The organism is Bradyrhizobium sp. 153 (assembly GCF_023073835.1).
GTDB lineage: Bacteria > Pseudomonadota > Alphaproteobacteria > Rhizobiales > Xanthobacteraceae > Bradyrhizobium.
The window spans coordinates 32,071-56,799 of sequence record NZ_JADPKH010000041.1 but is presented as its reverse complement, the minus strand read 5'-3'; the positions used below and the strand labels follow the sequence as shown (position 1 = coordinate 56,799).

At 63.5% G+C, this 24,729-nt stretch carries 23 protein-coding genes and 1 pseudogene; 7 read left to right on the top strand and 17 right to left on the bottom strand.

What is annotated here, in order from left to right:
- Positions 1–104: 104 nt before the first annotated feature.
- A complete protein-coding gene (locus tag IVA91_RS11475) occupies positions 105–830 on the bottom strand; it encodes an outer membrane protein (RefSeq protein ID WP_247281733.1) in 726 nt (241 codons plus the stop codon).
- A 224-nt stretch (positions 831–1,054) separates the two neighbouring features.
- Positions 1,055–1,374, bottom strand: a pseudogene (locus tag IVA91_RS11470) (hypothetical protein).
- Positions 1,375–1,554: 180 nt separating this feature from the next.
- On the opposite strand from IVA91_RS11470, the gene IVA91_RS11465 reads away from it, so the two are divergent.
- Positions 1,555–1,839, top strand: a complete 285-nt coding sequence (locus IVA91_RS11465) for a hypothetical protein (protein ID WP_247281731.1) — start codon at positions 1,555–1,557, stop codon at positions 1,837–1,839.
- Between the two features lie 11 nt (positions 1,840–1,850).
- On the opposite strand, the gene IVA91_RS11460 is transcribed toward IVA91_RS11465, so the two are convergent.
- The 8 genes from IVA91_RS11460 to IVA91_RS11425 form a co-directional block, all read right to left on the bottom strand.
- Positions 1,851–2,789, bottom strand: a complete 939-nt coding sequence (locus IVA91_RS11460; RefSeq protein WP_247421671.1) for an AEC family transporter — start codon at positions 2,787–2,789, stop codon at positions 1,851–1,853.
- 118 nt (positions 2,790–2,907) lie between these two features.
- Positions 2,908–3,117 carry a hypothetical protein gene (locus tag IVA91_RS11455; RefSeq protein ID WP_247281729.1) on the bottom strand — a complete coding sequence of 70 codons (210 nt, stop codon included), beginning with the start codon at positions 3,115–3,117 and terminating at the stop codon, positions 2,908–2,910.
- A complete protein-coding gene (locus tag IVA91_RS11450; protein WP_247281728.1) occupies positions 3,114–3,287 on the bottom strand; it encodes a hypothetical protein in 174 nt (57 codons plus the stop codon). Before IVA91_RS11450 ends, IVA91_RS11455 begins: the two co-directional genes overlap by 4 nt.
- Before the next feature lie 358 nt (positions 3,288–3,645).
- A complete protein-coding gene (locus tag IVA91_RS11445; protein WP_247421668.1) occupies positions 3,646–5,265 on the bottom strand; it encodes an ABC transporter ATP-binding protein in 1,620 nt (539 codons plus the stop codon).
- Positions 5,266–5,267: 2 nt separating this feature from the next.
- A complete protein-coding gene (locus tag IVA91_RS11440) occupies positions 5,268–6,107 on the bottom strand; it encodes an ABC transporter permease (protein ID WP_247281726.1) in 840 nt (279 codons plus the stop codon).
- Positions 6,104–7,075 carry an ABC transporter permease gene (locus tag IVA91_RS11435; RefSeq protein WP_247281725.1) on the bottom strand — a complete coding sequence of 324 codons (972 nt, stop codon included), beginning with the start codon at positions 7,073–7,075 and terminating at the stop codon, positions 6,104–6,106. Before IVA91_RS11435 ends, IVA91_RS11440 begins: the two co-directional genes overlap by 4 nt.
- A 199-nt stretch (positions 7,076–7,274) precedes the next feature.
- Positions 7,275–8,825, bottom strand: a complete 1,551-nt coding sequence (locus IVA91_RS11430; RefSeq protein ID WP_247281724.1) for an ABC transporter substrate-binding protein — start codon at positions 8,823–8,825, stop codon at positions 7,275–7,277.
- Positions 8,826–9,097: 272 nt separating this feature from the next.
- Entirely contained in the window at positions 9,098–10,648 is a 1,551-nt protein-coding gene (locus IVA91_RS11425; RefSeq protein WP_247281723.1) for a winged helix-turn-helix domain-containing tetratricopeptide repeat protein, read from the bottom strand.
- A 134-nt stretch (positions 10,649–10,782) separates the two neighbouring features.
- Between IVA91_RS11425 and mddA the strand changes: the two genes are divergently transcribed.
- Both mddA and IVA91_RS11415 read left to right on the top strand, forming a co-directional pair.
- Positions 10,783–11,568: a methanethiol S-methyltransferase gene (gene mddA, locus IVA91_RS11420; protein WP_247281722.1), complete on the top strand. Its 786-nt coding sequence runs from the start codon at positions 10,783–10,785 to the stop codon at positions 11,566–11,568.
- Positions 11,569–11,653: 85 nt separating this feature from the next.
- Positions 11,654–12,076, top strand: a complete 423-nt coding sequence (locus IVA91_RS11415; RefSeq protein WP_247281721.1) for a GFA family protein — start codon at positions 11,654–11,656, stop codon at positions 12,074–12,076.
- Between the two features lie 53 nt (positions 12,077–12,129).
- Here the strand turns inward: IVA91_RS11415 and IVA91_RS11410 are convergent, their stop codons facing one another.
- Positions 12,130–13,689 (bottom strand): winged helix-turn-helix domain-containing protein, encoded by a 1,560-nt coding sequence (locus IVA91_RS11410; protein ID WP_247281720.1) that lies wholly within the window; start codon positions 13,687–13,689, stop codon positions 12,130–12,132.
- A gap of 370 nt (positions 13,690–14,059) precedes the next feature.
- Here IVA91_RS11410 and pcaB point away from each other — a divergent pair, with 370 nt between their 5' ends.
- From pcaB to IVA91_RS11395, 3 genes are all read left to right on the top strand, one after another.
- Positions 14,060–15,421 carry a 3-carboxy-cis,cis-muconate cycloisomerase gene (gene pcaB / locus IVA91_RS11405; protein ID WP_247281719.1) on the top strand — a complete coding sequence of 454 codons (1,362 nt, stop codon included), beginning with the start codon at positions 14,060–14,062 and terminating at the stop codon, positions 15,419–15,421.
- Between the two features lie 112 nt (positions 15,422–15,533).
- Positions 15,534–16,790 carry an aminopeptidase gene (locus IVA91_RS11400; protein ID WP_247281718.1) on the top strand — a complete coding sequence of 419 codons (1,257 nt, stop codon included), beginning with the start codon at positions 15,534–15,536 and terminating at the stop codon, positions 16,788–16,790.
- A 294-nt stretch (positions 16,791–17,084) separates the two neighbouring features.
- Positions 17,085–17,540, top strand: a complete 456-nt coding sequence (locus tag IVA91_RS11395) for a cupin domain-containing protein (protein ID WP_247281717.1) — start codon at positions 17,085–17,087, stop codon at positions 17,538–17,540.
- An 85-nt stretch (positions 17,541–17,625) separates the two neighbouring features.
- Here the strand turns inward: IVA91_RS11395 and IVA91_RS11390 are convergent, their stop codons facing one another.
- The 6 genes from IVA91_RS11390 to IVA91_RS11365 all read right to left on the bottom strand — a co-directional run bounded on the left by IVA91_RS11390 (position 17,626) and on the right by IVA91_RS11365 (position 23,595).
- Positions 17,626–18,678, bottom strand: coding sequence for an amidohydrolase family protein (locus IVA91_RS11390; RefSeq protein ID WP_247281716.1), 1,053 nt, complete (start codon positions 18,676–18,678; stop codon positions 17,626–17,628).
- Positions 18,679–18,788: 110 nt separating this feature from the next.
- Complete coding sequence (locus tag IVA91_RS11385) at positions 18,789–19,310, bottom strand: hypothetical protein (protein WP_247282044.1); 522 nt, start codon at positions 19,308–19,310, stop codon at positions 18,789–18,791.
- A 73-nt stretch (positions 19,311–19,383) separates the two neighbouring features.
- Entirely contained in the window at positions 19,384–20,328 is a 945-nt protein-coding gene (locus tag IVA91_RS11380) for an EamA family transporter (protein ID WP_247281715.1), read from the bottom strand.
- Positions 20,329–20,399: 71 nt separating this feature from the next.
- Positions 20,400–21,215 carry an MBL fold metallo-hydrolase gene (locus tag IVA91_RS11375; RefSeq protein ID WP_247281714.1) on the bottom strand — a complete coding sequence of 272 codons (816 nt, stop codon included), beginning with the start codon at positions 21,213–21,215 and terminating at the stop codon, positions 20,400–20,402.
- Between the two features lie 107 nt (positions 21,216–21,322).
- Positions 21,323–22,849 (bottom strand): permease, encoded by a 1,527-nt coding sequence (locus IVA91_RS11370; protein ID WP_247281713.1) that lies wholly within the window; start codon positions 22,847–22,849, stop codon positions 21,323–21,325.
- Positions 22,846–23,595, bottom strand: coding sequence for an ABC transporter ATP-binding protein (locus tag IVA91_RS11365; RefSeq protein WP_247282043.1), 750 nt, complete (start codon positions 23,593–23,595; stop codon positions 22,846–22,848). The genes IVA91_RS11370 and IVA91_RS11365 overlap by 4 nt, the downstream gene beginning before the upstream one ends.
- A 253-nt stretch (positions 23,596–23,848) precedes the next feature.
- On the opposite strand from IVA91_RS11365, the gene IVA91_RS11360 reads away from it, so the two are divergent.
- Positions 23,849–24,724 (top strand): branched-chain amino acid ABC transporter permease, encoded by an 876-nt coding sequence (locus IVA91_RS11360; RefSeq protein WP_247281712.1) that lies wholly within the window; start codon positions 23,849–23,851, stop codon positions 24,722–24,724.
- Positions 24,725–24,729: the final 5 nt, after the last annotated feature.

Below are 24,729 nucleotides of genomic sequence, written 5' to 3'. Positions count from 1 at the left end.
AAAAAATCGCAATCTGTGCAATCGGTTGCGCGCGTTCCGCAGGGCGAAAAAAGAAGGGCCGGCAACATCGCCGGCCCTTCGTGATGATAACGTTTTGCTAACGCTCAGTAGCGCGCGACGGCCGGGCTGGCCCAGTTGAAGCGGTAATTGAGGCCCGCCTTGAAGGTATGGTCGTCGGTGGTGAAGTTGCCGGTGCCGACCAGCGGGCCCGCGGTGAAGTGCGCATCGCCGAAGTTGTAGTACTGGTACTCGGCCTTGGCCGACCAGTTCGGTGCGAACATGTATTCGAGGCCGGCGCCGACGGTGTAGCCGTTGCGATGATCGCCATCGATGATGAAGCCGGATGGTACGCCGCCAACAGTCACTCTCTCGTTGTTGTCCGAATAGGCATAACCGCCCTTCACATAGAGGAGGCCCGGACCCCAGGTGTAGCCGACCCGGCCGGTGATCGAGCCGAGCCCGCGCTGGTCGTTGGTGTAGGCGATGCCGCCCGGGAACACCGCGCCGACGCTGCCGGAGAGCCAGGAATACTGGCCTTCGACGCCGACGACGAAGTTCGGGTTGAACTGCCAGTCCGCACCGACCTGCACACCGCCGAGGAAACGGCCGTTGCCATTGTTGCCGGTGGAGAGACCGTTGAAATTGTTGTCGCTGGAGAACGCACCGCCGACATGGCCGCCGATGTAAAAACCGGTCCAGTTGTAGATCGGTGCAGCATAGGCCGGCGCGGGTGCCTTGTAGTAGTTGCGGTTACCGAGATCGGCGCCGACGGCCGGCGCGGCCGCGCCCAGCACGAGCAGCGCAACGGTCGCAAACAGAATCTTCTTCATCGTCTTGAACTCCAACACGTAAGGTCCCCGGCAGGCGCGCTTTCGCGCCGTCGTTGGTTTTGCAGATAGCTCGCTTTTGACGAAAATGCTGTCACATGCATGGCACAGCGGGCCCCAACCTAACCTACTGGGCCGCAAATGATTTTCGTGCTTAATGGCGCCTTAAGAAATGCTGAAGGAAGGCTTAACTTCGCGCGTCGCCGGTAACTTGCGGGCGCCTCCTCTTAACCAAGACGTCGCCGCGCCTCGTCGCGCATCTGAGCACGAAAGGCCGCGCGCTTTGCCGGGCGGTCTTCCTCGCGCACGTCGTGACGATCGAAGATGTCGAACTTCTCCAGGATCGGATAGCGCTCGCTTCCATCGCGAGCACGCGCAGCACCTTGGTCGCCGCTGGTGTCGGGCCGCTGACCTCCCAGCGCCTTATGGTCTCGGCGCCGCCTTTCTCCGGCAGCCCGCACAGCCTGGCCATGTCGGCCGCGGTGAGCTTGCGCTCAAGGGCGTCGGAGAGGTCGTTGCGGAGTTGCTTCAGTTCGGCGCCGGTCATGCTGCTTGCGTCCAGGAAAGTCACTGAAGCCAATGCACTAGCGCTGATTCGGGTTCATCCGAAGGCGGCGAGCGCAGCCCGGCACGTTCGCGCGCGCACGGAGTTATGAACGCAGACCTATGGAAATTTTCCGATGAATGAACACTTGGCATACCGGGCACGGGGCGAAAGGATCAGGCCATGACAACCATCAAACTCGCCATTGCCGCACTCGTCACTGCCGGGCTGCTTGCCGTGCCCTTTGCGGCTGAAGCGAAGAAAGCCCGATCGAGCCGACATTACAGCAACGGTGTGGTGGCGCCGACCTATGGCGGTGCCGGAACGCCGTCAGCGCAGCCGAGCGCGTCCTATGGGTCGTCCGGACAGACGGTCGGCACCGTCACGGCGCCGTCGGTCGGCTCGTACAATTGGCCCTCGGTCGGCGTGACCAACTCGGTCCCCACCTGGAGCAACACCACGAGATAGACCGATGCCGGTCAGCGGACGCCAATCGCGAGGCCGGAGAGCAGATACAGCGCGACCAGCAACGTTGCGACGGACAGCATCGTCGTGATCGAGACCGTGGCCGCAACCAGCTTCTCGTCAACCTTGTGCTCATGCGCGAGGACGTACACGGTTTTCGCCGTCGGCACGGCCGCGCAGACGACAGCGGCGACCGTGTAGAGAGGATCGAGTCCCAAGATCACGCAGAGCCCGTAGACGATCAGAGGCATGACCACCAGTTTCACCGCCGCGAGCGCAAACGATGCCTTCAGGTTGGATCGCAGGCCCTCAACGGACAAACCAAGTCCGATGGCAAACAGCGCGCAAGGCGTGAGCGCTGCAGCGATCATGTTCAGATAGGTCGCGACCAGCGCCGGAATCGGCAAGCCCGTGATCGCCCACACCAGCCCAATGAGCGTCGACAGCACCATCGGATTGAGCAGGATCTGCTTTGCCAGTCCCGTGGGATGGGCGGGCTCGTGCGGGTCGCGTCCTTTCAGGAGGATGACCGTGATCGGAAACATTACGGCGGCCACGAACACTGTCGCTACCGCGGCGGGCAGGACGGCGGGCTGGCCGTAGATCACGTGCAGGATCGGCAGCGCGACAAACCCGGTATTGGTCATTGCCGCCGCCATCCCATGAATGGTGCTGCTGGCGATATCGTGTTTGCCACCCGCGCGGACCGCCAGAAACACCATCCCGAAGCAGATCAGTGAACCGCCGCCGAATGCGAGCAGGAAGCGCCATTCCAGCAGGTTGCGGGCCGGCTCCCGCGCGATCGTGACGATCAGGAGCGCCGGCATCGCCACGTTGTAAGCAAAGTGCACCAGGGCATCGGCAAGCGAGCGGGAGAGAGAGCCGAACTCGCCTGCCAGCCAGCCGGTGACGATGATCGCGAACACGGGAAGAATGAGGCTGGCGACCTCCATCTGGCTTCCCCCTCATGGACAAGGGGGGCGAGGTTAGCCCAGCGATGGGTTGTCGTCACGGTGTGGTTTAATGGAGCCGTCCCGGGTGATCATTCGCCAAGGACGAAAATCTTCCTCGTTAGATTCCCCTGCGATCCTGCTTCCCAATCACGCAACGCCATGCCGCCAGGCGCTCAGCCGGATGCTGGTTCATCCATTCCGCAAGCTGCGGGGCGCCCATCAGGCAGGACTGCACCGAGACCTGAGCAAAGTCCGAGCTGGTGACAATCTGCTCATGGCAATTGGTCGGAGAGGAGAGACTGCAAAGCACGGCAATGATCTTGATCACGAAAGGTTACCCCTATCGCCGCCGCTGATCGTGCGGCCCGTTGCTTTATCCTGCCCATTGCTGACCGGATCAGATGGCGGAAAGATGCTGTCGTAGATTGCGCGTGCCTCCTGAATGAGGCGCGCGCGCTCGCGCTCAGATCTTGAGACAAATCGAATAACTTCACCCATGTTGGCTCCGAATGTCAGTGGGGCAAGCAGGTCATGAGATGATAACAATCATCTAATCGTATCTATGGCGTCCCCTCGGCTTTTGAAACGACGTCCCCGTTCACGACGGAATAAAAAGCCCGTGACCGCGCGGGCGTCCCAACGTCCGGGTGTTCCTGCGCCAGGTACGGGCTGTTCACCGTTCTTATCGCGCCGCTGCAATTACCGCGCGAGCGAACGCCGATGACAGCTTACTCTTGCCGCACCGGCAAGGCAGTCTCTGCAAAGCAAATGCCGATCGACCAAAGATGTTTCGCCGGCATCACCCGCAAGTTTTTGGAACAATCTTGCAGCTCGGCGAACCCGTCACGACGATCGCTCATGCCGCCGGCGCGCGCGCCTTTCGCCCCGGTACCGCCGACAGCAGTTCACGCGTATAGGCGTGCTCGGGCGCGGCGAAGAGCTGCGCGGTCTGCTTGAGTTCGACGATGGCGCCGCGCTGCATCACCGCGATGCGGTCGCAGATTTGCGCCGCGACGCGCAGATCATGGGTGATGAACAGCATCGAAAGGCCGAGGCGCGCCTTGAGGTCTTCGAGCAGCTTCAACACCTGCGCCTGCACGGAGACGTCGAGGGCGGAGACGGCTTCATCTGCGACGATGATCTCGGGCTCGAGCGCGAGCGCGCGCGCAATGCCGATACGCTGGCGCTGGCCGCCGGAGAATTCGTGCGGATAGCGCTCGAGGGCGCCGGCGTCGAGGCCGACCATCCTGAGGAGATCGCGAGCGCGGTCGAGCGCGACCTTCGGATCGGTGCCGGCCGCGATCGGGCCGTCGGCGATGATGTGGCCAATCTTGCGCCGCGGATTGAGCGAGGCGAACGGATCCTGGAAGATCATCTGGATGCGATGCCGTTCGGCGCGCAGCGCCCTGCCCGAAAGAGAGGTGAGATCGGTGTCGCCGATCCGCACCGTGCCGCGGTCGGCTTCGATCAGCCGCATCACGAGCCGTGCCACCGACGACTTGCCGGAGCCGGATTCGCCGACGAGGCCGAGCGTCTCGCCCTTGAGGATGTTGAAATTGACCTCGCGCGCCGCCTCGACGCGGCGGTCCTCGCGAAACCAGCCGCCCGACGTGACGTAGGTCTTGTCCAGTCCGATCACCTCGACGGCCCGGGCCTGATCGTCGAGCAGTTTGCGCACCGGCGGGTCCATCGACGGCACGGCGGCGAGCAGTGCCTTGGTGTAGTCGTGCTGCGGATCGTGGAAAACCGTCGCAGCGGGACCTTCCTCGACCACCTTGCCGTGTCGGAGCACCACGACCTGGTCGGCGATGTCGGCGACCACGCCGAAATCGTGGGTGATGAACATCACCGCCATGTTGCGGTTGCGCTGGAGATTGCGGATCAGATCGAGAATTTGTGCCTGCGTGGTGACGTCGAGCGCAGTGGTCGGCTCGTCGGCGACCAGCACCGCGGGCTCAAGCGCGAGCGCCATGGCGATCATGGCGCGCTGGCGCTGGCCGCCGGAGAGCTGGTGCGGGTAGGCGCGCACGATCCGCTCGGGGTCGGGCAGGCCGACCTCGCGCGCCAACGCGAGTGCTCTTGCGCGCCGCTCCTTCGGCGTGAGCTGGCCATGGGCCTCGAACATCTCCGCCATCTGGTCGCCGATCCGCATCAACGGATTGAGCGCGGTCATCGGTTCCTGAAAGATCATCGCGAGCCTGCGGCCGCGCAGATCGCGCCAGCCGTCGTCGCCCAGCTTGAGCAGGTCGCGGCCTTCGAACTGGACCTCGCCGGAGGTGACCGACACGGTGTCCGGCAACAGGCCCATCAGCGCATGCGCGCACATCGACTTGCCGGACCCGGACTCGCCGACGACGCAGACGATCTTGCCGGGCTGCAAATCGAGCGAGACGCCGTCGACGGCGAACGGACGCTCGGCGCCCTTGGGCAGCGCGATCCTCAGGCTCTTGATGGAGATGGCGGGCGGTGCGGTCATCGTCAGCGCCCCTCCCGCGACAGTCGCGGATTGAGCGCGTCGTTTAGGCCTTCGCCGATCAAATTGAGGCCGAGCACCGAGATCAGGATGGCCACGCCGGGAAACACGGTGATCCACCAGGCCTGGCGGATCACGGTCCGGCCGGCGCCGACCATGTAGCCCCAGGAGATCAGATTGGGATCGCCGAGGCCAAGGAACGACAGCGAGGATTCCAAGAGGATTGCAGTCGCCACCATCAGCGAGGCCAGCACGATCACGGGCGACAGTGCGTTCGGCAGGATCTCGCGCAAAATGATCCAGGTGTTGCTCTGTCCCGTGACTACCGCGGCCTGGACATATTCGCGCGTGCGCAGCGACAGCACCTCGCCGCGCACGAGGCGGGCGACCGGCGGCCAGCTCACCACCGCTATCGAGGCCACGATGGAATAGATCGAGGGCTGCAGGATTGCGACCAGCACGATCGCGAGCGCGAAGCTTGGAATAGTCTGAAAGAATTCGGTGAAGCGCATCAAGGCATCGTCGACTTTGCCGCCGAAATAGCCGGCCATCGCGCCGATCGGCACGCCGACGATCAGGGCTACCAGCGTCGAGACAAGGCCAACGAGCAGCGAGACGCGTGCGCCGAAGATCATGCCGGCGAACACGTCGCGGCCGAGCGCGTCGGTGCCGAGCGGCACGGCCTGCAGCGTGAAGGGCGGCAGGAACGGCCGCTGCACCATGCGCCAGGGCGAGTTCGGGAACAGCATCGGCCCGAACACCGCGACCGAGATCGCAAGCAGCAGGATGACGAGCCCAATGACGCCGCTCGGGCTCTTCAACATCGATTTCCAAAATTGCTTCATGAGGCGAATTCGATGCGCGGGTCGACCAGGCGGTAGACCAGGTCGGTGATGAGGTTGAAGATCAGCACCATGGCGGAGCAGATCACGAAGACGCCGAGCAGTAGGTTGTAGTCGCGTTGGAGTAGCGCGTCGTACATCAGCCGACCGATGCCGGGCCAGGCGAACACGGTCTCGGTGATGACGGCGCCGCCGATCAGCGTGCCGGAATGCACGCCGGCGAGCGTCACTACCGGCAGCAGAGCGTTGCGCAGCACGTGGCGGCGCTGGATCACGGCGTCGGACAGGCCCTTGGCGCGCGCGGTCTTGATGAAGTCGAGCCGCTTCACCTCGAGCATCGAGGCGCGCGTCATGCGGGTGTAGGTCGCCATGAAGAACAGCCCGAGGGTCATCGCCGGCATGATCAGGTGCTTTGCGACGTCGATCGCGTGGGCAAGGCCGGTGAGATTGGCGCCGACTGTCTCGTAGCCGAAGCTCGGCAGCCAATCCATGGTGACCGAGAACAGCAGGATCCCCATCAGCGCCACCCAGAAGATCGGCATGGCGTAGAAAATCAGTGCAAAGACGGTAATGGCCGTGTCGAGGAAGATTCCGGCAAAGCGCGCGGCGAAGGTGCCGAAGAGGATGCCGAGCACGAGCGAGATCGTGAAGGCGGTCAGTGTCAGCAGTAGCGTCGCCGGCAGCCGTTCGCCGATCAGCTTTGCGACCGGTGCCTGCTGGCGGAAGGAGAAGCCGAGGTCGAGAGTGACGACGCCCTTGACGTAGATGAAGAGCTGCTCGGGCATTGGCTTGTCGAGGCCGAACTTTTCCCGGAGCTGCTTCACGAAGATCGGGTCGCTGGCGCCGGCTTCGCCCGCCATCACCACCGCAGGGTCGCCGGGCGCAAGTCGGATCAGGAAGAAATTGAGAACGATGATCGCGAGCAGGACGATCACGCCCTTTAGGACACGCTGAGCGACGAAGGAGAGCATAATTAGATGGCGATCAGATCAGGTTGAACGCAGCGGCGATCGCCGTGCGCTCCCTCTCCCGCTTGCGGGAGAGGGCAGGGGAGAGGGTATTTCCGCAGAGATGACACCGGGTGGAGAAAGCCCTCTCCCGCCGCGCTCTGCAAGCGCGTCGACCTCCCCCGCAAGCGGGGGAGGTGAAACAAGCGTGCGGCCTGCACCATCACTTGTCGAGCCATGCGTCCTTGAAGCCGTCATTGACCCCGATTCCCGTGGTGATCAGGTTCTTGACCTTGCAGCGCATGATGGTCGGGAATTGCAGCTCGAGCATCCAGGCCACCGGCACGTCTTCGACCAGGATCTTCTGCGCCTTCTCATAGATCTCCTTGCGCTTGGAGTCCGGGGTCGCGACAGCACCGTCGGCGAACAGCTTGTCGATCTCCGGGTTGGAGTAGCCTTCGACGTTATTGAAAACCTGGCCCTTGGCGATGGCGCTGGAGACGTAATTGCGTCCTACCCCGAGTGCGGGATCGCCGTACTGATAGAGATAGGTGAAGGCGATGTCATAGTCCCACTCGCCGATCTTCTGGTTGCCGCCAGCAACGTCGGTGGCAATCGTCTCGATGTTGATACCGGCGTCCTGGAGGTTCTGCTTCACCGCTTCACCCCAGCGCTGCCAGGTTTCGCCATAGGCCAGCGGCAACAGGCGGATCTTCTCGCCCTTGTAGCCGGCTTCCTTCAGCAGCGCCTTGGCCTTGGCCGGATCGTACGGGTACTTTTTCACGTCGTCGGTGTAATATTTGATGGTCGAGGCGGACGGGCCGGTCGCGACCTTGCCGAGCCCGTTCCAGATGACATCCTTGGCGAAATCGCGGTCGATTGCATACATGACCGCCTGCCGCACCCGCTTGTCCGCGAGCGGACCCTGGCGGTTGTTGAGCCAGAGCCAGGCCAGCGGCGAGAAGAACTCCCAGCCGGCGCCGGTGACACAGGTGTCCTTCAGCTTGGACAGCCGCGGCACGTCGAAGTTCTCGACCGAGCCGCCGGGCAGCACGTCGACCTTGCCGGTCTCATACGCCACCGAGCGGGCCGCGGCGTCGGGAATGATCTGCCAGTAGATCTCGTCGAGATAAGGCTTGCCCTTCTCGTAATAGTTCGGGTTCTTGACCAGGCGGATGAACGAGCCCTTCTGCCACTCCTTGAACATGAAGGGGCCGGTGCCGATGGGCGCGTTGTTGTAGGGATTCGTCTTGAAATCGGTGCCTTCATACAGATGCTTCGGCACCATCGGCATCGAGCCAACCTCGAAGATGCCGAGGAACGGGCCGAACGGCTGCTTCAGCGTGAAGACCACCGTGTAGTCGTCGGGCGCCTCGACCTTGTCGACCTGGGCGAGGTTGTTGCGGGCGCGCGCGTGGGTCTGCCTCAGCATCTCGACCGAGAACAGCACGTCTGCGGCGGTGAAGGGCTTGCCGTCGTGCCAGGTCACGCCCTTCCTGAGCCTGAAGGCGTAGGTTTTCGCGTCCTCGCTTACGCTCCAGCTCTCGGCGAGCTCCGGCTGCGGCTCGAGCTTGGGGCTGTAGCGCAGCAGCCCCTCGAAGATGTTGCCCGACACCATCTGGGTCGGACCGTTCTGGACCATTGCAAGCATCAGGCCGGGCGGCTCGGGCTGGATTACGGCATTGATCACGCCCCCTGTTTTCGGCTCTTGCGCCAGCGCCGGGGCCGTGAGGCCGCAAGCCAGGAGGAGACCAAGCAACACTCGTTTCGGCATGTCGTATCTTTCTCAAGCGAGGTCAGCCGTTAACGCTTCGCAACGTCCTCGCGCGCAAAGCGACGGCCGGCCCATCCCAGTCCCCATCCGGTAGCGAGGCTCACATAGTCTCGCTCGGCGCCGCAAGATGAAAGTCGCGACAACGTTCGCACAAAAAATGCACAGCGCGTCCTGTTTTGATTTATCTGCCTCATATCGCTGTGTACCGGTCATGTCGGTCGTTGGCCGACATGACCGGTGCGGCTAGCGACACAGCGTCGTGGGCAGGCCCGTCATCGCAACCCCGCCCGCCGAAATCCTTCTAGATAGTGCTCGCGGTCGGCGTCATTGGCCCACGGCAGTTGCGTCGCGATCCAGTGGAGCGAGATGCCGGGCTGGGCGCGGCGGAGTTCGCCCAGCGCGATCTCTGCCAGCTTTGCGTCCCCGGTCATGCCGGCGGAGACCGCGAGCACGCGGTAGGCGCCGGTGAGGTCGCCGCGGTGGCGGATCGCCTCGCGCGCGAGCGCGATCGCCTCGTCATAGTGCCGCTCGGTAAAGCGCGCATAGCCGGCAATGCCGTGATAGATCGCCAGCGAGGGATCGCGCGGCGAGAGCCGGATTGCCGTCTGCGCCGCCTCGAACGATTCCTTCGAGCGTCCGGCATAAGACAGTGCCAGCGCGTAATAGCCCTGCGCCAGCGAGAAGTTCGGATTGAGCGCGAGCGCCTGCTCGAACTCGGACAGTGCGTCGGCCAGCCTGCGTGTCGAGAACAGGACGCTCCCCAGCGCGGCATGCGCCCAGGCGTCCTCATGGTCGCAGCGCACGGCAGCGAGCGCGGCGGCTTCCGCCACTGGCGCCACCGCAGCAAGCTTGGCCCAGCCGAGATGCACGCCGAACATATGATTTGCCGCCAACACCGACAGCGCCTGACCATAATTCGGATCAATTCCGATCGCGCGCTCCAGCAGCGTCCGAGCGGCCTCGTGATCCTGCCGCGTCACGCGCCAATAGTGTGACAGTGCCCGCATCAGCAGATCCCAGGCATCCAGGCTCGCAGGCGGCTTGCGGTGAGCGCGAAAATTTTCGGCCGCGTGGATCTGCGGCTCGACCGCCGCCACGATCGCGTTGGTGATCTCGTCCTGCACGGCAAAGACGTCGATCAGCTCGCGGTCGTAGCGCTCGGCCCAGAGATGGCTGCCTGATGTGGCATCGTTGAGCTGTGCGGTGATGCGCACCCGGTTGTCCGCCTTGCGCACGCTGCCCTCGACGATGTAGCGGACGCCGAGTTCCTCGGCGATCTGCCTGATGTGGACCGCGCGTCCCTTGTAGGTGAAGGACGAGTTGCGGGCGATCACCAGGAACCAGCGCTGTTTCGACAGCGCGGTGAGGATGTCCTCGCTGATGCCGTCGCCGAAATAGTCCTGCGCGGGATCGCCGCTCATGTTCTCGAAGGCGAGCACCGCGACTGCCGGGCGATCCGAGACGGTGTGCGGCCGGGCAGGAACGGATATAGCGGGCGCAGGCGAAGCCGCCACCTCTTCCTGAACCTCGCCGACGAAACGAAAGCCTTTGCGCGGAATGGTCTTGATCAGCCGCTGGGTGGCGCCGTCGTCGCCGATCGCCTTGCGCGCAGCGTTGATCCGGCTGTTCAGGGCGGAATCGGAGACGATGCGGTCGCTCCAGATCTGGCTGATCAGGTCATCCCTGCTGACCACACGCGCGCGTTGAGCAACCAGATAGAGCAACAGATCGAACACCTGCGGCTGCAACGGCACGGCGACACCGGCGCAGGTGAGTTCCCGCAGGTCGCCGTCGAGCACGTTGTCTTCAAAGCAAAATCGCACGTTTTGTGTCGTCTCAAGCAAAAATCAATGGCATCTCAGGCGAAAATCAATTGTCGGCGAAAGTCTCGGGCCCGTCCGAAGCGCATGGTGGGGCGACCACATAGTGCCGATGTTTTGGCACAACGGAGCTTTCCATGTCTCAGATTGATCAGGTTCATTCGATCAGCCCGGCTGTTGCGGGCTCACGCATGTTCAAGTTCGCCGCCTTTCTGTACGGAATTGCGGCATATCTCGTGTTTTTCGTCACCATTCTCTACGCCATCGGCTTCGTGATGGGGCTGGTCGTGCCGAAGACCATCGACACCGGAACCGCCACGCCCCCGCTTGAGGCGGTCATCATCAATCTCCTCCTGATGACCCTGTTCGCCATCCAGCACAGCGTGATGGCGCGTCAGAGCTTCAAGGCGTGGTGGACGCAGTTCGTCCCGAAGCCAGTCGAGCGTAGCACCTATGTGCTGCTGGCGAGCCTGTCGTTGCTGCTCCTGTTCTGGCAGTGGCGGCCGCTGCCTTCGGTCGTATGGGAGGTCCAGGATCCCGATTTTGCAGTGACGCTGGTCACGCTGTCCTTCGCAGGCTGGGTGCTGGTGTTCACCTCGACCTACATGATCAACCATTTCGAACTGTTCGGCCTGCATCAGGTGACCAACCATCTCGTCGGCAAGGAAGCGGCGCCTGCGCGGTTCAAGACGCCGCTGCTCTATAAGTTCGTTCGTCATCCGATCTATCTCGGCTTCATCATCGCGTTCTGGGCGGCGCCGGTCATGACCGCGGGCCATCTGCTGTTCGCCGCCGTGACCACGCTCTACATCTTCGTCGGCATCGCGCTGGAGGAGCGCGACCTCGTCGCTCTCTTCGGGGACGAGTACCGGCAGTACAAACAACGCGTGTCGATGCTTATTCCCTGGCGCAGATCGGTATAGTCTTCGCCTCGCGCCAGGCGTCCACCGAAAGGAGGACGCGTGGCTGGCCCGACCAGCAATATCGATCCCAATGGAGACGAGCAAAATGAAACATCTCGGAAACTGCTTCTGTGGCGCAGTCACGATCGAGGTCACGGGCGAGCCGGAGGCGATGGGCTATTGCCATTGCCGTTCTTGCAGGTCGTGGTCGGGCGGACCGGTGAATGCCTTCAGCCTGTGGAAGCCCGAGGCGGTGCGCATCACCGAAGGCGCCCAGAACGTCGAGACCTTCGCCAAGACGCCGCTCAGCCAACGCAAATATTGCAAGAAGTGCGGCGGTCATCTCATGACCAACCACCCGCCGCTCGGCCTGGTGGACGTCTTCACCGCCACCATCCCCACGCTCGCATTTTCGCCAGGCGTCCACGTCAATTATGCCGAGACGGTGCTGCCGATGCGCGATGGCCTGCCCAAGCTGAAGGACTTTCCTGCCGAGTTCGGCGGCAGCGGCGAGATGATGCAGGAGTAGGACTTTTCTGACCCTCCCCTGGAGGCCCCCAGGGCAGGGTAAGCTGTGGCGAGCTACCTCATCCCTGCGCGCCGCAATCCTTCCAGGTAATGCGCGCGATCCTCGTCGCGTAGCATCGGCAGCTCGCGCGTGATCCAGGCAAGCGAAATGCCGGGCTGGGCGCGGCGCAGGCCGTGCAGGGCGGACGCGGCAAGGGCCGCGTTTCCCGACATACCGGCCGCGGCTGTCAGCACACGATGCGCGCCGACGAAATCGCTGCGTTGCCGCAGCGATTCGCGCGCCATCTGCACGGCTCCTTCGTAGTCGCGGCCGATGAACCGGGCGTAGGCCGCAACTCCACCATAGATCCCGGCGAGCGGATCGCGCGGGCTCAGCCGCAACGCACGGCGCGCGGCGGCGTCGCCGTCCTGCCATCGTCCCGCGTAGCACAGCGTCACACCGTAGAAGGCGTACGCCATCGCGAAATTCGGATTGAGCTTGAGAGCCAGATCGAACTCCGCCAATGCGTCCTCGAAGCGGCGGCGGAACAGATAAGTATAGGCGAGGCCGTGATGCGCCCAGGCATCGTCGCGATCGGCTTCCACCGCCGCCAGCGCCGCGCGTTCGGCGACCGGCACGGTTGCAGCCATTTCCGCCCAGCCCATATGCGCACCGAAGATGCGGCTGGTCGCGAGCAGGCCCAGCGCCTTGCCATAGGCGGGATCGATCGCGATTGCCTTTTCCAGCAGCTCCTGCGCAGCGGCATTGTCCTCGCGCGTGATGCGCCAGTAACGCGACAATGCGCGCATCACCAGATCCCAGGCATCCAGGCTGCCCGGCGGCTTCTGCTGGGCGCGAAAGCTCTCGGCGGCGTAGAGCTGCGGTTCGATCGCCGCGACGATCGCCTCGGTGATCTCGTCCTGCACGGCGAAGACGTCGGCGAGCTCGCGGTCGTAGCGCTCGGCCCACAGATGGCTGCCGGTCGAGGCATCGTTGAGCTGCGCCGAGATACGCAGGCGCTCGCCGCTACGCCGCACGCTGCCTTCGATCACGTACCGCACGCCGAGCTCGCGTGCGACCTCGTGGACGTGCACAGCGCGCCCCTTGTAGACAAAGGACGAGTTGCGCGCGACGACGAAGAACCAGCGCAGCTTCGACAGGGCGGTGATGATATCCTCGCTGATGCCGTCGGAGAAATAGTCCTGCTCGCGGTCGCCGCTCATGTTGGTGAAGGGCAGCACGGCGATTGCGGGCCGGTCGGGTAGCGCGAGCGTGGTCTGCGCCAACGGCGCCGCGGGGCCGGGTTCCTGAACGGCCGCGCCGCGCTTTGCCTCGACGTCGCCAACGAAGCGAAAGCCCTTGCGCGCGATGGTGCGGATCAGCGCCTGGTTCGCGCCATTGTCACCGATCGCCTTGCGTGCCGCGTTGATCCGGCTGGTCAGCGTCGATTCGGAGACGCTGCGGCCGTGCCAGATCTTGTCGATCAGCTCACCCTTGCTGACCACCCGGTCGCGGTTCTCCATGAGATGCACGACCAGGTCAAAAACCTGAGGTTCCACGGCAACGGGAACCTGCTCGCGGCTCAGCTCGCGCCGGTCGGTATCGAGAAGATGGTCCCGGAACAGAAATTGCACGTCGAAAACTCAGTCCTCACAACGACATCAGGCAATACAAAAATTAAAATGGATTTCGACTTGAAACCTGTAAGTCCGACGAAGGGACTGTCAGGTTCACCACGATCGCGTGATGCCAACTATGCTGTTTTCGGATGGGAACACGACCTCGACAGAATGTGGAGGCTTGGCGCGGATTGCCGCTGGCTTAATCCGCAAGCGTAGCGACGTCGGCAGTGTCGGACATCTCCCCAGCGTCGTCTGGCGAATGCCCGGCGAATGCCCACGGGCATCCGCCAGGACGACATCGGTCGTATGGCAGGCATTGTCGAATAGCATGGCCCGCGTAAGCTGCCTTCACACAGAACACTCCAACCACGAAGAAATGCCCATGCCCGCTTTTCCCACTGGGACCACCGTGCTCGACTCCATGCTGTTCCGGGACGCCTTCGGCACGCCCGAGATGCGGGAGGTGTTCTCCGATATCGCGCTGGTGGCGCGCTATGCCGAGGTCGAGGTCGCGTTGGCGAAGGCAGAGGCCAGATGCGGCGTGATACCGCAGGACGCCGCCGATCAGATCGCGGCCCGGACCAATGTTGCCGCGCTCGATTTCGATCTGTTGCGGCAGGAGACCGACATCGTCGGCTATCCGATCCTGCCGTTGGTGCATCAGATGGTGAAGCAGTGCGGCGAGTCTGGCCGCTACGTGCATTGGGGCGCGACCACGCAGGACATCATGGACACCGCGGTGGTCCTGCAACTGCGTGCCGCGCTCGAAATCGTCGAAAGGGACATTGCCGAACTGCGCCGCATTCTTGCAGACCTGTCCAAGCGATATCGCGATACGCCGATGGCGGGCCGCACCCATCTGCAGCAGGCGCTGCCAGTGACGTTTGGCTACAAGACCGCGATCTGGCTCGCGATGTTCGACCGTCATGCCGGGCGTCTGACGCAGTTGAGGCCGCGCGTCCTGGTCGGCCAGTTTGCCGGCGCTGCCGGCACGCTGGCTTCGCTCGGCGACAAGGGATTCGAGGTGCAGGAGGCGCTTTGCGCCGAGCTGAAGCTCGGCGTTCCCGCCTCGACCTGGCACGTCGCGCGCGACGGCTTTGCCGAGGCCGTGAACTTCCTGGCGCTCGTCACCGGCTCGCTCGGCAAGATAGCGCTCGACATCATGATCATGGCTTCGACCGAGTTTGCCGAGCTCTACGAACCCTTCGTCAAGGGGCGCGGCGCCTCCTCCACCATGCCGCAGAAGCGCAACCCGATCTCCTCCGAACTGATGCTTGCGGCGTCCAAGGCGGTGCGCCAGCATGCAGGCCTGATGCTGGATGCGATGGTGCAGGATTTCGAGCGCGCCACCGGCCCCTGGCACGCCGAATGGATGGCAATCCCAGAAAGCTTCGTGCTGACCGCCGGCGCGCTGCACCAGGCGAAGTTTGCGCTCGCAGGCCTCATCGTGGACGAGGCGAAGATGAATGACAATCTCGCCATCAGCCGCGGCCTGATCGTGGCCGAAGCGGTCATGATGGGGCTCGCGCCGCAAATCGGGCGGCAGGAGGCGCATGACATGGTCTATGACGCCTGCCGGCTCGCCAATGAGAAAAGTCTCTCGCTGGCGGATGCGCTTTCATCCGACTCCCGCGTCTTGAACTGCATCGACCGTGCCACAATCGAGGCACTCACCTCGCCAAGAAATTACCTCGGCCTTGCGCCCGCCATGGTTGACCGGGTGCTGAAATCGGCAACGCGTTGAAAACCAATATGCGTGAAACTGCGTATCTCTCCCTGCCGCAAGGTGCTCGCGCACTTGCGCCTCGCGATCCTGGGCTTAGATTGAACGAGAGACTTTCGGCAGAGGGCCCCGTATGACTGATCACCGCAATTCCGCTACTCCCATCAATCCCGCGAAACTCGACCGGCTGGCCGAGGTGGCGGTGAAGGTGGGGCTGGGTTTGCGGCCGGGGCAGGATCTTCTTCTGACGGCGCCTGCGGTCGCACTGCCGCTGGTGCGGCGGATCGCCGTGCACGCCTACAAGGCCGGCGCCGGCATCGTAACGCCGATCCTGTCGGATGAGGAGATGACGCTGGCGCGCTACCGCCACGGCCACGACGATAGTTTCGATCGTGCTGCCGGCTGGCTGTATGAGGGCATGGCCAAGGCATTCTCGGACAACACCGCACGGCTCGCCATCGTCGGCGACAATCCGATGCTGCTGTCGGGCGAGGATCCCTCCAAGGTGGCGCGCGCCAGCAAGGCCAATTCCATGGCCTATCAACCGGCGCTGGAAAAAATCGTCAATTTCGATACCAACTGGAACATCATCGCTTATCCGAGCCCTTCCTGGGCCAGGCAGGTGTTTCCTGACGACCCTGAGGACGCCGCAATCGGCAAGCTCGCGGATGCAATCTTTGCGGCGTCCCGCGTCGACCGTGAGGACGCGATTAGCAATTGGGCGAGCCACAATGCGGTCCTGCGCGAGCGCACCAACTGGCTCAATGGCCAGCGTTTCCGCGCGCTGCAATATTCGGGGCCGGGCACCGACCTCACCATCGGACTTGCCGATGGCCATGAATGGGAAGGCGGCGCCTCGCTCTCCAAGAACGGCATCAGCTGCAACGCCAACATTCCGACCGAAGAGGTCTTCACCACGCCGCATTGCCGCCGCGTCTACGGCCACGTCGTGAGCTCGAAGCCGCTGTCTTACCAGGGCACCCTGATCGATAACATCTCGGTGCGCTTCGAGGACGGCAAGATCGTCGACGCAAAGGCCTCGCGCGGCGCGGAGGTGCTGAACAAGGTGCTCGACACCGACGAGGGCGCGCGCCGCCTCGGCGAGGTGGCGCTGGTGCCGCATTCCTCGCCGATCTCGCAGAGCGGACTGTTGTTCTACAACACGCTGTTCGACGAGAACGCGGCGTCCCACATCGCGCTCGGCCAGTGCTACTCGAAATGCTTCGTCAACGGCGCGCAGCTCACGCCGCAGCAGATCGCCGCGCAGGGCGGCAACCAGAGCCTGATCCATATCGACTGGATGATCGGCTCGGCCGAGACCGACATCGACGGCATTCTCGCCGACGGCAGCAAGGTGCCGGTGTTCCGCAAGGGCGAGTGGGCGAAGTAACCTGCTCACCTCTCCTGTAGGAGAGGTGAGCACCGCGATTGGCTGTCAGAACCTCGAGCGCGAGGAGCATCGATGACTCCCTCGCGCATTTTGTCGCACCCCCCGGCAAAGATGGGTTCACATAGTCCAATTGGCAGGAAATCACTGCGTTAACGCGCTTCGCGGCTTCAACTACGGCCGATTGTCGAGGCCTGCGTAAGGAAGAATTAAAAGCCGATCACTAGCGTCGCGAGGATCATTGAAACAGTCCGGGCTCCGACCCGGTCAAACTTATTTCATTCCCCGAGGAAACAGATGTCGCGCGCAATGATTGAGATCGGCAGTTGCAATGTGGATCTGGAGCTGCGGCCGATCGAGCCGTCCTGGATCATCGAGGGTAACCCGGTGTCGCGCTCGCGCGTCCTGTCCACCAGTGCCGACGGCACGGCCCAAACCATCATCTGGGCCTGCACCGAAGGGCGCTTCAACTGGTACTACGATATCGACGAGACGATCATGATCATGGAAGGATCGATCGTGCTCGAAAGCGACGGCATGCCGCCGAAGCGCTACGGCCCCGGCGACGTCATTTTCTTCCGCGACGGCGCGCATGCCAAATGGCATGTCGAAGGGCACGTCAAGAAGATCGCCTTCTGCCGCAAGACCAATCCCGTGATGATCGGCTTTCTGATCCGTGTGGTCAACAAGCTCAAGAAGATGTTCACCTCCAGCGGCGAGCGCCGTCCGGCCTCCTTGATGGGTGCCGGCTAGAGCCCGAACAATAACGTTTCAAGGACGCTTCCCAGCGGCCACGACGGAAGAGGGGCCGGGATCAACATCCCGGCCCCTCTTCTCGTCACGACGGCAGTTCGAGCTGATAGAAATCGATGGCGGTCTGCGAGAACAGCGCCGTCTTTTCGGCCTCGCTCAGGGCCGCCGCGATGCGCTTGAAGGCGTTGAAGATCACCTGATAGCTGCACTGGCCCTTGTCCGGCGGGAAATTGCTCTCGAACATCGCGCGCCTTGGGCCAAATGCCTCGATGCAGGTCTCGACATAAGGCCGCCAGGCTGCGGCAAGCTCCTCGGATGACGGCGGCTTCTCGCGCCGATGGAAGTCATAGCCGAGCAGGCACATCGCGAGCCCGCCGAGCTTAACCACCACGTTCTCGCATTTCGCGATCTCGCGGATCGAGGCGCGCCACTGCGAAAACACCTCCTCGCGCCGTCCCGCAAAGCGGCCGACGCCGGCGGGGCCGCCGCAATGGTCGAGCACGATCCGGGTGTCGGGGAAGGCGCGCGCAAGCTCGGTCAGTTCGCCGATCTGCGGATGAAACAGCCAGGCATCGAAGCTGAGGTTCAGCGGCGCGAGGCAGGCAAATCCCTTGCGGAAGGTCGGATCCTGCAAAAGGCCCTTCGGCCGGTTCGCATACATGCCGGCGACCACGGGGTCTTCGTCCCAGGCCGAGGAATGCCTGATGCCGCGGAAGCGGCCGTGGCCCGCCGCGATCTCCGCTTCCAGCACCGGCTTGGCCGCGTCGCCCAGCAGCAGATTGGCGTGGCTGACGATGCCCGCACAGATCGCCGCCTTGCCGTAACCACCGCTCGCGCTCATCGCCGCGACGCCGTTGGCGAACTCGACCTCGCCGACGGGCCGGAACGCCTCTGGCCCATGCGCACGATACATCGAGCGGCAATCGACATAGACGGTTGCGACGATGTTGTGGCCAGAGGCGATGTCGGCCGCCATCTCCTCGATCAGATAGCGGTGCCCGCGATTCCAGAGATGGTGGTGAGGATCGACGATCGGCCGGGGCGCATCGATGATCTCCTCCTGGTGCTGCGCAAGCCAGTCCTCGCGCGGCTCGACAAACAGTCCGCTCGTATTGGCAGGCAATCCACTTGCGGTCATCGGCGTTCGCTCCCTCTGTGTTTGTGCTGGGAGCCTAGCACCTCATCTCGTCACGCGGCAGCGCGCGTCATGCAACCGCACCCGTCATCGCTAGCACAGCGGCACAGTCGTCAGCCCTCGCGCCGCTTTGCTTTCACATCGACCATCAGCCGCCAGTCCGCTACGGCGGTCGGCCTGACCTCCCCGAGCCAGTGAAAGGAATTGTCGGTAATCTCCGTAAAGCTCCAGCGCGTCAGCTCGCCGGCTTCGGTCGTGCCTTCCTGTACGATGGCGTCGCCGCGCGGACGGCCGATCTGCTGGCGGAACACGCTGCGGCCTGGATCGAACCAGGAAATCCGCCACGCGGCAATGGTTGGGTCATAGATACGCAGCGTCGTGCCGTACCAATTGCCGGCGATCGGAAAGGCCGGGCTGCCGGCGGGACGAGGAATCATCCAGACGTCCTGCACGGCGCGCCCCTCCAGTACCCAGCCGAAATGGATTTCGCCTGACGCTGTGTGTTTGGTTCCATCGAGCCCGTGGGCGGTGATTTCGGCGTCCCAGTCGCCGACAAAACGACCGTAAAGCTGCAGCGCCTCCGCGTGCTCTGGGTTCGGTCCGTCCGCATGCAACAATCTCGCAAAATCTGTCATGTCGATCTCCTCTTGCGAGGAGATCAGCATGAACGTGCCTTAGCGACTTGGAGAAAATTGCCGTCCGCGGTCGTCAGGTCTTGCGTGGCGACAGATGCCTCATGCCGCGATCGGTCGCATCGTTCGTTCGCCGGCTCGCTGAACGTTCCGCCAGCCAGATGACGATGATGGAGACAATGACGAGGACCGCGCCAAGCAGCATCAGACGTGAAAACGGCTCGCCCAGAATGACGGTACCGAGCAGCACTGCGATCACCGGGTTGACGAAAGTGTAGGTCGATACCAACGAGGTCGAGACGTTCTCCAGTAGCCAATTGTAGGCGACGAATCCGATCACGCTGCCTGAGATGATCAGCCAAAGCGCCGCGGCAAGCGAAGTCGGCGAGACGTCGCTCGGCCTGAAGCTTGGGATCTCGCCCGTCAGCCAACTGATTGCGAACAACACGGCACCGCCGATCGTAAGCTGCATGCCCGACAGCAGGACGGCGGACGCCTGGTGCGACATGCTCCGGGACAGGACGGTCCCGACCGACCATGACAAGGCCGCAGCCAGGAGAAGGACGACGGGAAGAATGCTGATGCCCGCCTGCTCGACGTTCTGCCACGCCACGAGACCAACGCCGAAGAAGCCGGGCACGAGCGCAAGCAGGGCGAGGGGTTTTGGTCGCTGATCGCCGGGGAACAAGACATCGATCAGCAAGATCCAGAACGGGATGGTAGCAAGAACGATCGCTGCCGCGCCCGAAGGAATCGATTGCTGGGCATAAGCGAGCACGCCGTGGCAGCCGACGAAGAAGAGCAGTCCGCAAAGGCTCGCCCGCGCCCACGCCTGCGAGGATACGTTTGCGACCTGCCCACCGCTCATCGCCAATAGCGCAATGCCGCCGCAGAACGAGCGGAGCGCCATCAGCAAAAATGGCGGGATCGATTCTAGGCCCAATGTGATGGCAAAGTAGGTGGAACCCCACAGCAAATATATCGCGGCGAATGAGCCGAGGATAGAAAATCGTCTGCTCATGATTGCTCCGACCAAGGATGATCTTGAAGCAAACCAAGTCAGAGGACGTTCATGTGTTCCGGCTTCGCGCGTCAGACCCCGTCGAGGATGATCACGGTCGGCTTCGACGGCAGAGCATCCCGCGAGATCCGGAACGACCGCTCGATGCGCTGGTCGATCTCGAACTGCTGGCCGATCCGGCGCATGAAAGTGTCGAGCGGGGTGGCGAAGCGGTGCATCGGCAGCACCACCGAGGCGCGCAGCCGTTTCGTGATCTCGGAGATGCCGTCCAGCGACATGGTATAGGTGCCGTCGATCGGCACCATCACGATGTCGAGCCGCCCGATCTGGGCGAAATGGCTGTCGTCGAGCTTGTGATGAAGATGACCCAGATGACCGATGCAGAGGCCGGCGACCTCGAAGATGAAGATCGAGTTGCCGTCGCGGATCATGTCGGCGCCAGTATCGTCGCCGAAATAACGGCGGATGTCGGTGGTGACGTTGCGGATGAAGGTATCGCCGATGCGCTCCGATACGATCGCCGGCTGGCCGTCCACGCCCCAGCCGTGCAGCACATGGGGAATGCGCTTGTCCGGGAATAGGGTGTAGTGCGTGCTGTGCGCACGGTTCATGGTGACCACATCGGGCAGCGGTCCCACCTGATAGGCGCCGCTATAGTCGGTGGCGATGCGCAGGCCCCCGGGCGTATCGATGAAATAGGTGGAGTGGCCGGCATAGGTGATCTCGACCTCGGCTGAGCCGGCGGCCTGCCGGAACGCGACCGGCAGCGCGCGCGGCGTCGCGTTGGCCATCGCCAGGCATTCGCTGCGTTGAGGTGGCTGTTGGGCGAGGGCAGGTGCGAGGGATACGCCGAACAGCGCCAAAGCCGCCGAAACCAGTCGCCACATGCATCCGTCTCCGATGACTTCACGAGAAAATCTAGCGTGCAATGCGGCGCGTGGCCAATGGGCTGCGATCAACAGCGCGTCAGTGTCGCACCTTTCGCTAGCGTGGCTTATTCACGCCGCGGGCTGAACTTCCAGGTGATGGCAATGAGGCTAGCCGTGATCAGGCCGCTGATAAGGCCGGCGATGGGGAGAGCGAGCAGCAGCGCCGCAGTCGCGGCCCAACCGATCGAGGAGAAGGCTTCGGCAAAAGTCGCAAGCCGCGAGGAGGTCTGGCGGCGGCGGAATTGGCTGCGCCGGGCCTGCACCCGGAACCAGAGCTGGATCGCGGTGGCGGAGGCCGCACTGATAATGATTGCGCCGGCGCTAATTGCCGCCTGGATTGGCGAGGCGAAGGCCAGCGCCGCCACCAGAGGGCAGAAGATCACGGCGGTCGCGATCAGCACCACCTCGATCTTGGCACGGATGACGCTGGATGGCGTCAGCGGCGCGGTCGCGACCAGGTCGGGCGCGTCCTCGCCCGAGATGGTCAGCCAGGCAAGCCCGCCGGCAAGCTGTCCGGCCGCCATCACGATGACAGGCGTGATCAGCGTCAGCGCTGCCGAGCTGTCGGCAAAATTTCGCCAGAGCAGCAGCGCCGGCGGCACCAGATAGAGCAACTGCATCAGGGTCTGCGAGATCAGCCAGGGATCGCGCCAGAGCAGCGAAAATTCCTTGCGCCGCAGCGCCTGCTGCCGCGATCCGCCGCGGAATGGGCGCTCCTTCGCGCGCACGCGGCCGGATGCGCCATACGCCGCCGCATCGATGGCGGTATCGGCAAAGCGGCCCGAAAAGATCGCCATGACGCTTCCGAGCAGCACGAGCCCGAGCGCGAGAAGCAGCAACAGCGCCTCGCAGTCGCCCATGGTCGCCCGCGCCGGCCACCACCAGATGCTGTCGACATCAGGCGCGTAGGCGGCGAGGCTACCCGAGGTCAGGATGGTGAAGCGCGACAGCGTGCCGTAGGACATGATCGCGGCGACCTGAAGCGCGATCACGAAGCCAGCGCCGATGACCGCGGCGAGGATCTGGGCGATCAAGCGCGTCCGCGCCGGCCCGATCAGCCGAAACAGGAGAATGGTGACGGCAATCGCGATCGCCGCCGCCGACAGGCCCATCGCGACCACGACGCCCAACGCGCTGAGCCATCGCGCACCGCCGCCGATCACCAGCACGTCGATGAAGGGCGTCGAGAACAGCAGCGCCATCACCGTGACGGTCAGCGCGATCGCGGCAATGCGGACCGAGAACAGGTTGGCCAGCCTCGCCGGCGAGGACATGATGAGGTCGAGATCGGCACGGGCGTAAAACACCCGTGTCACCGATTCGATCGCCTGCGACAGCATCAAGCTCCAGGCCAGAAAGATCGTCGCCGAGATCACGATCAGCGAGGCCTTATCGAGCGGCAGTTGCAGATCGGCGAAGCGGCCGATCACCGCCCAGGCCGGCACGTGCAGGAGTGCTGCGAAGAACAACAGGCCGATGACGGCGGCGCGCGCTCGCTTGCGCTGGCCGCCGGTCATCATGGCAAACCATTCGCGCCAGGCGAGCCGGAGCTCGTGACGAGCGAACCAGGAGAACGCGGTCGCCGAGCTCATGCGGCGTCCGGAAACGTCACCAGCGCGATGAAAAGGTCTTCCAGGCTGGTATTGTCATGGCCGTTCTGCCGGCGCAGTTCGTCAAGCGTGCCTTCGGCGACCAGATGGCCCGATGCGATCACGCCGATGCGGTCGGCCATGCGCTCGGCGACCTCGAGAATATGCGTGGTCATGATGACGGTGCAGCCGGCGCGGACGCGCTCGCTGAGGAGGCCCTTCACATGGCGGGCGGAAACGGCATCGAGCCCCGTCAGCGGCTCGTCGAGGATGATGAGGCGGGGATCGTGCACCAGCGCGCCGGCCAGCGCCACCTTCTGGCGCATGCCTTTGGAAAAGCCTTCGCAGCGTTCGTGCCGATGCGACTCGAGGCCCAGCGAGCCGAGAAGCTCCTGCGCAACCGGTTCCGAGCTGGACGGCGCGATACCCCAGAGACCGGCGACGAACTCGAGATATTCAAGCGGCGTCAGCTTGTCGTAGATCATCGGCTCGTCGGACACCCATGCCATCATCTGCTTGGCGGCGACCGGATTTTGGAGCGCATCGATGCCGAAGATCGAGACGCGTCCGGCATCGGGCCGCAGCAGGCCTGCGACCATGCGCAGGGTGGTGGTTTTGCCGGCGCCGTTAGGGCCGACCAGGGCATAGAATTCGCCGGCATGAATGGTGAGATCGAGGCCATCGACCGCCAAACGGTCAAAACGCTTCGTTAACCCCAGGACTTCCAGCGCCGAGCTGTCCGGCTTCATGACGGCCACACCATCCGGTTTTGCATCGTCCGCGACCATGACTTTAAGATGTTTCGGCACCGTGAATCTACGGCCGACAAATTCCGTTATCCTAAAGGCAAGTGTCCGTTTGTTGACAGCGCTTGGCGGTTCAGGCTGAATTGGCCTCGGACAAATGGCGCTGACGCAGCGAAACGACTGCGTAGCGACTGGACACAAGATGCAACAAGGCGGTCAGGAAGAACCGTTGGTTGCGTCGGGAGGATGCGCGGCGATGCTGGATTTCGTTCAGCAGCTGGTCAGCGGTGTTGCGCTCGGCTGCGTCTACGGCCTGATCGCGCTCGGCTTCGTGCTCGTCTACAAGGCCACCGAGGTCGTCAATTTCGCCCAGGGCGATCTGATGATGCTCGGCGGCTTCTTCGCCTTCACCTTCATCGGCATGATGGGTCTGAACTACTGGATCGGCTTTGCCGGTGCCGTGGCCGCCATGGCGCTGTTCGGCATGCTGGCGGAGCGCGTGGTGGTGCGGCCGATCCTCGGCTATCCACAATTCTCCATCATCATGGCGACGATCGGCCTCGGCTATTTCCTGCGCTCGATCGCCGGCATGATCTGGGGCACCGACGATTTGAAAATCGAGACCCCCTTCAGCCAGGGGGTGCTGCGCATGGGCTCTCTGGTCCTTGCCTACGACAAGCTCTCGGTGATCGCAGCAACAATGATCCTGTGCGCGCTGCTGTGGCTGTTCTTCAACAAGACCACGCTTGGCACTGCGATGCGCGCCAGTTCCGAGAACATGCTGGCGGCCTATTACATGGGTATTCCGGTCAAGCGCGTGGTGTCGATCGTCTGGGCCATTAGCGCGGCGGTCGCCACCTGCGCCGGCGTGCTGCTGGCGCCGATCACCTTCATCCATTCCAATGTCGGCCTCGTGCTCGGCCTGAAGGCCTTTCCGGCCGCCGTGCTCGGCGGCTTCGGCTCGATCCCGGGCGCGGTCGTCGGCGGCGTGCTGATCGGCGTGATCGAGAGCATGGCCGGCTTTTATTTGGCCGAAGGTTGGAAGGACGTCGCACCCTACATCGTGCTGCTCGCCGTGCTGCTCTTGAAACCTGAAGGCCTGTTCGGCCTCCACGTCCGCAAGAAGGTCTGAACGCC

Coding starts and splice junctions, on each gene's coding strand:
- IVA91_RS11390 (WP_247281716.1), bottom strand. CDS start 18,678: ATGACCGCAAGTGGATTGCCTGCCAATACGAGCGGACTGTTTGTCGAG.
- mddA (WP_247281722.1), top strand. CDS start 10,783: ATGTCTCAGATTGATCAGGTTCATTCGATCAGCCCGGCTGTTGCGGGC.
- IVA91_RS11450 (WP_247281728.1), bottom strand. CDS start 3,287: ATGGGTGAAGTTATTCGATTTGTCTCAAGATCTGAGCGCGAGCGCGCG.
- IVA91_RS11445 (WP_247421668.1), bottom strand. CDS start 5,265: ATGACCGCACCGCCCGCCATCTCCATCAAGAGCCTGAGGATCGCGCTG.
- IVA91_RS11365 (WP_247282043.1), bottom strand. CDS start 23,595: ATGAAGCCGGACAGCTCGGCGCTGGAAGTCCTGGGGTTAACGAAGCGT.
- IVA91_RS11415 (WP_247281721.1), top strand. CDS start 11,654: ATGAAACATCTCGGAAACTGCTTCTGTGGCGCAGTCACGATCGAGGTC.
- IVA91_RS11465 (WP_247281731.1), top strand. CDS start 1,555: ATGACAACCATCAAACTCGCCATTGCCGCACTCGTCACTGCCGGGCTG.
- IVA91_RS11435 (WP_247281725.1), bottom strand. CDS start 7,075: ATGCTCTCCTTCGTCGCTCAGCGTGTCCTAAAGGGCGTGATCGTCCTG.
- IVA91_RS11460 (WP_247421671.1), bottom strand. CDS start 2,789: ATGGAGGTCGCCAGCCTCATTCTTCCCGTGTTCGCGATCATCGTCACC.
- IVA91_RS11375 (WP_247281714.1), bottom strand. CDS start 21,215: ATGTGGCGACTGGTTTCGGCGGCTTTGGCGCTGTTCGGCGTATCCCTC.
- IVA91_RS11385 (WP_247282044.1), bottom strand. CDS start 19,310: ATGACAGATTTTGCGAGATTGTTGCATGCGGACGGACCGAACCCAGAG.
- IVA91_RS11395 (WP_247281717.1), top strand. CDS start 17,085: ATGTCGCGCGCAATGATTGAGATCGGCAGTTGCAATGTGGATCTGGAG.
- IVA91_RS11400 (WP_247281718.1), top strand. CDS start 15,534: ATGACTGATCACCGCAATTCCGCTACTCCCATCAATCCCGCGAAACTC.
- IVA91_RS11430 (WP_247281724.1), bottom strand. CDS start 8,825: ATGCCGAAACGAGTGTTGCTTGGTCTCCTCCTGGCTTGCGGCCTCACG.
- IVA91_RS11370 (WP_247281713.1), bottom strand. CDS start 22,849: ATGAGCTCGGCGACCGCGTTCTCCTGGTTCGCTCGTCACGAGCTCCGG.
- IVA91_RS11475 (WP_247281733.1), bottom strand. CDS start 830: ATGAAGAAGATTCTGTTTGCGACCGTTGCGCTGCTCGTGCTGGGCGCG.
- IVA91_RS11360 (WP_247281712.1), top strand. CDS start 23,849: ATGCTGGATTTCGTTCAGCAGCTGGTCAGCGGTGTTGCGCTCGGCTGC.
- pcaB (WP_247281719.1), top strand. CDS start 14,060: ATGCCCGCTTTTCCCACTGGGACCACCGTGCTCGACTCCATGCTGTTC.
- IVA91_RS11380 (WP_247281715.1), bottom strand. CDS start 20,328: ATGAGCAGACGATTTTCTATCCTCGGCTCATTCGCCGCGATATATTTG.
- IVA91_RS11440 (WP_247281726.1), bottom strand. CDS start 6,107: ATGAAGCAATTTTGGAAATCGATGTTGAAGAGCCCGAGCGGCGTCATT.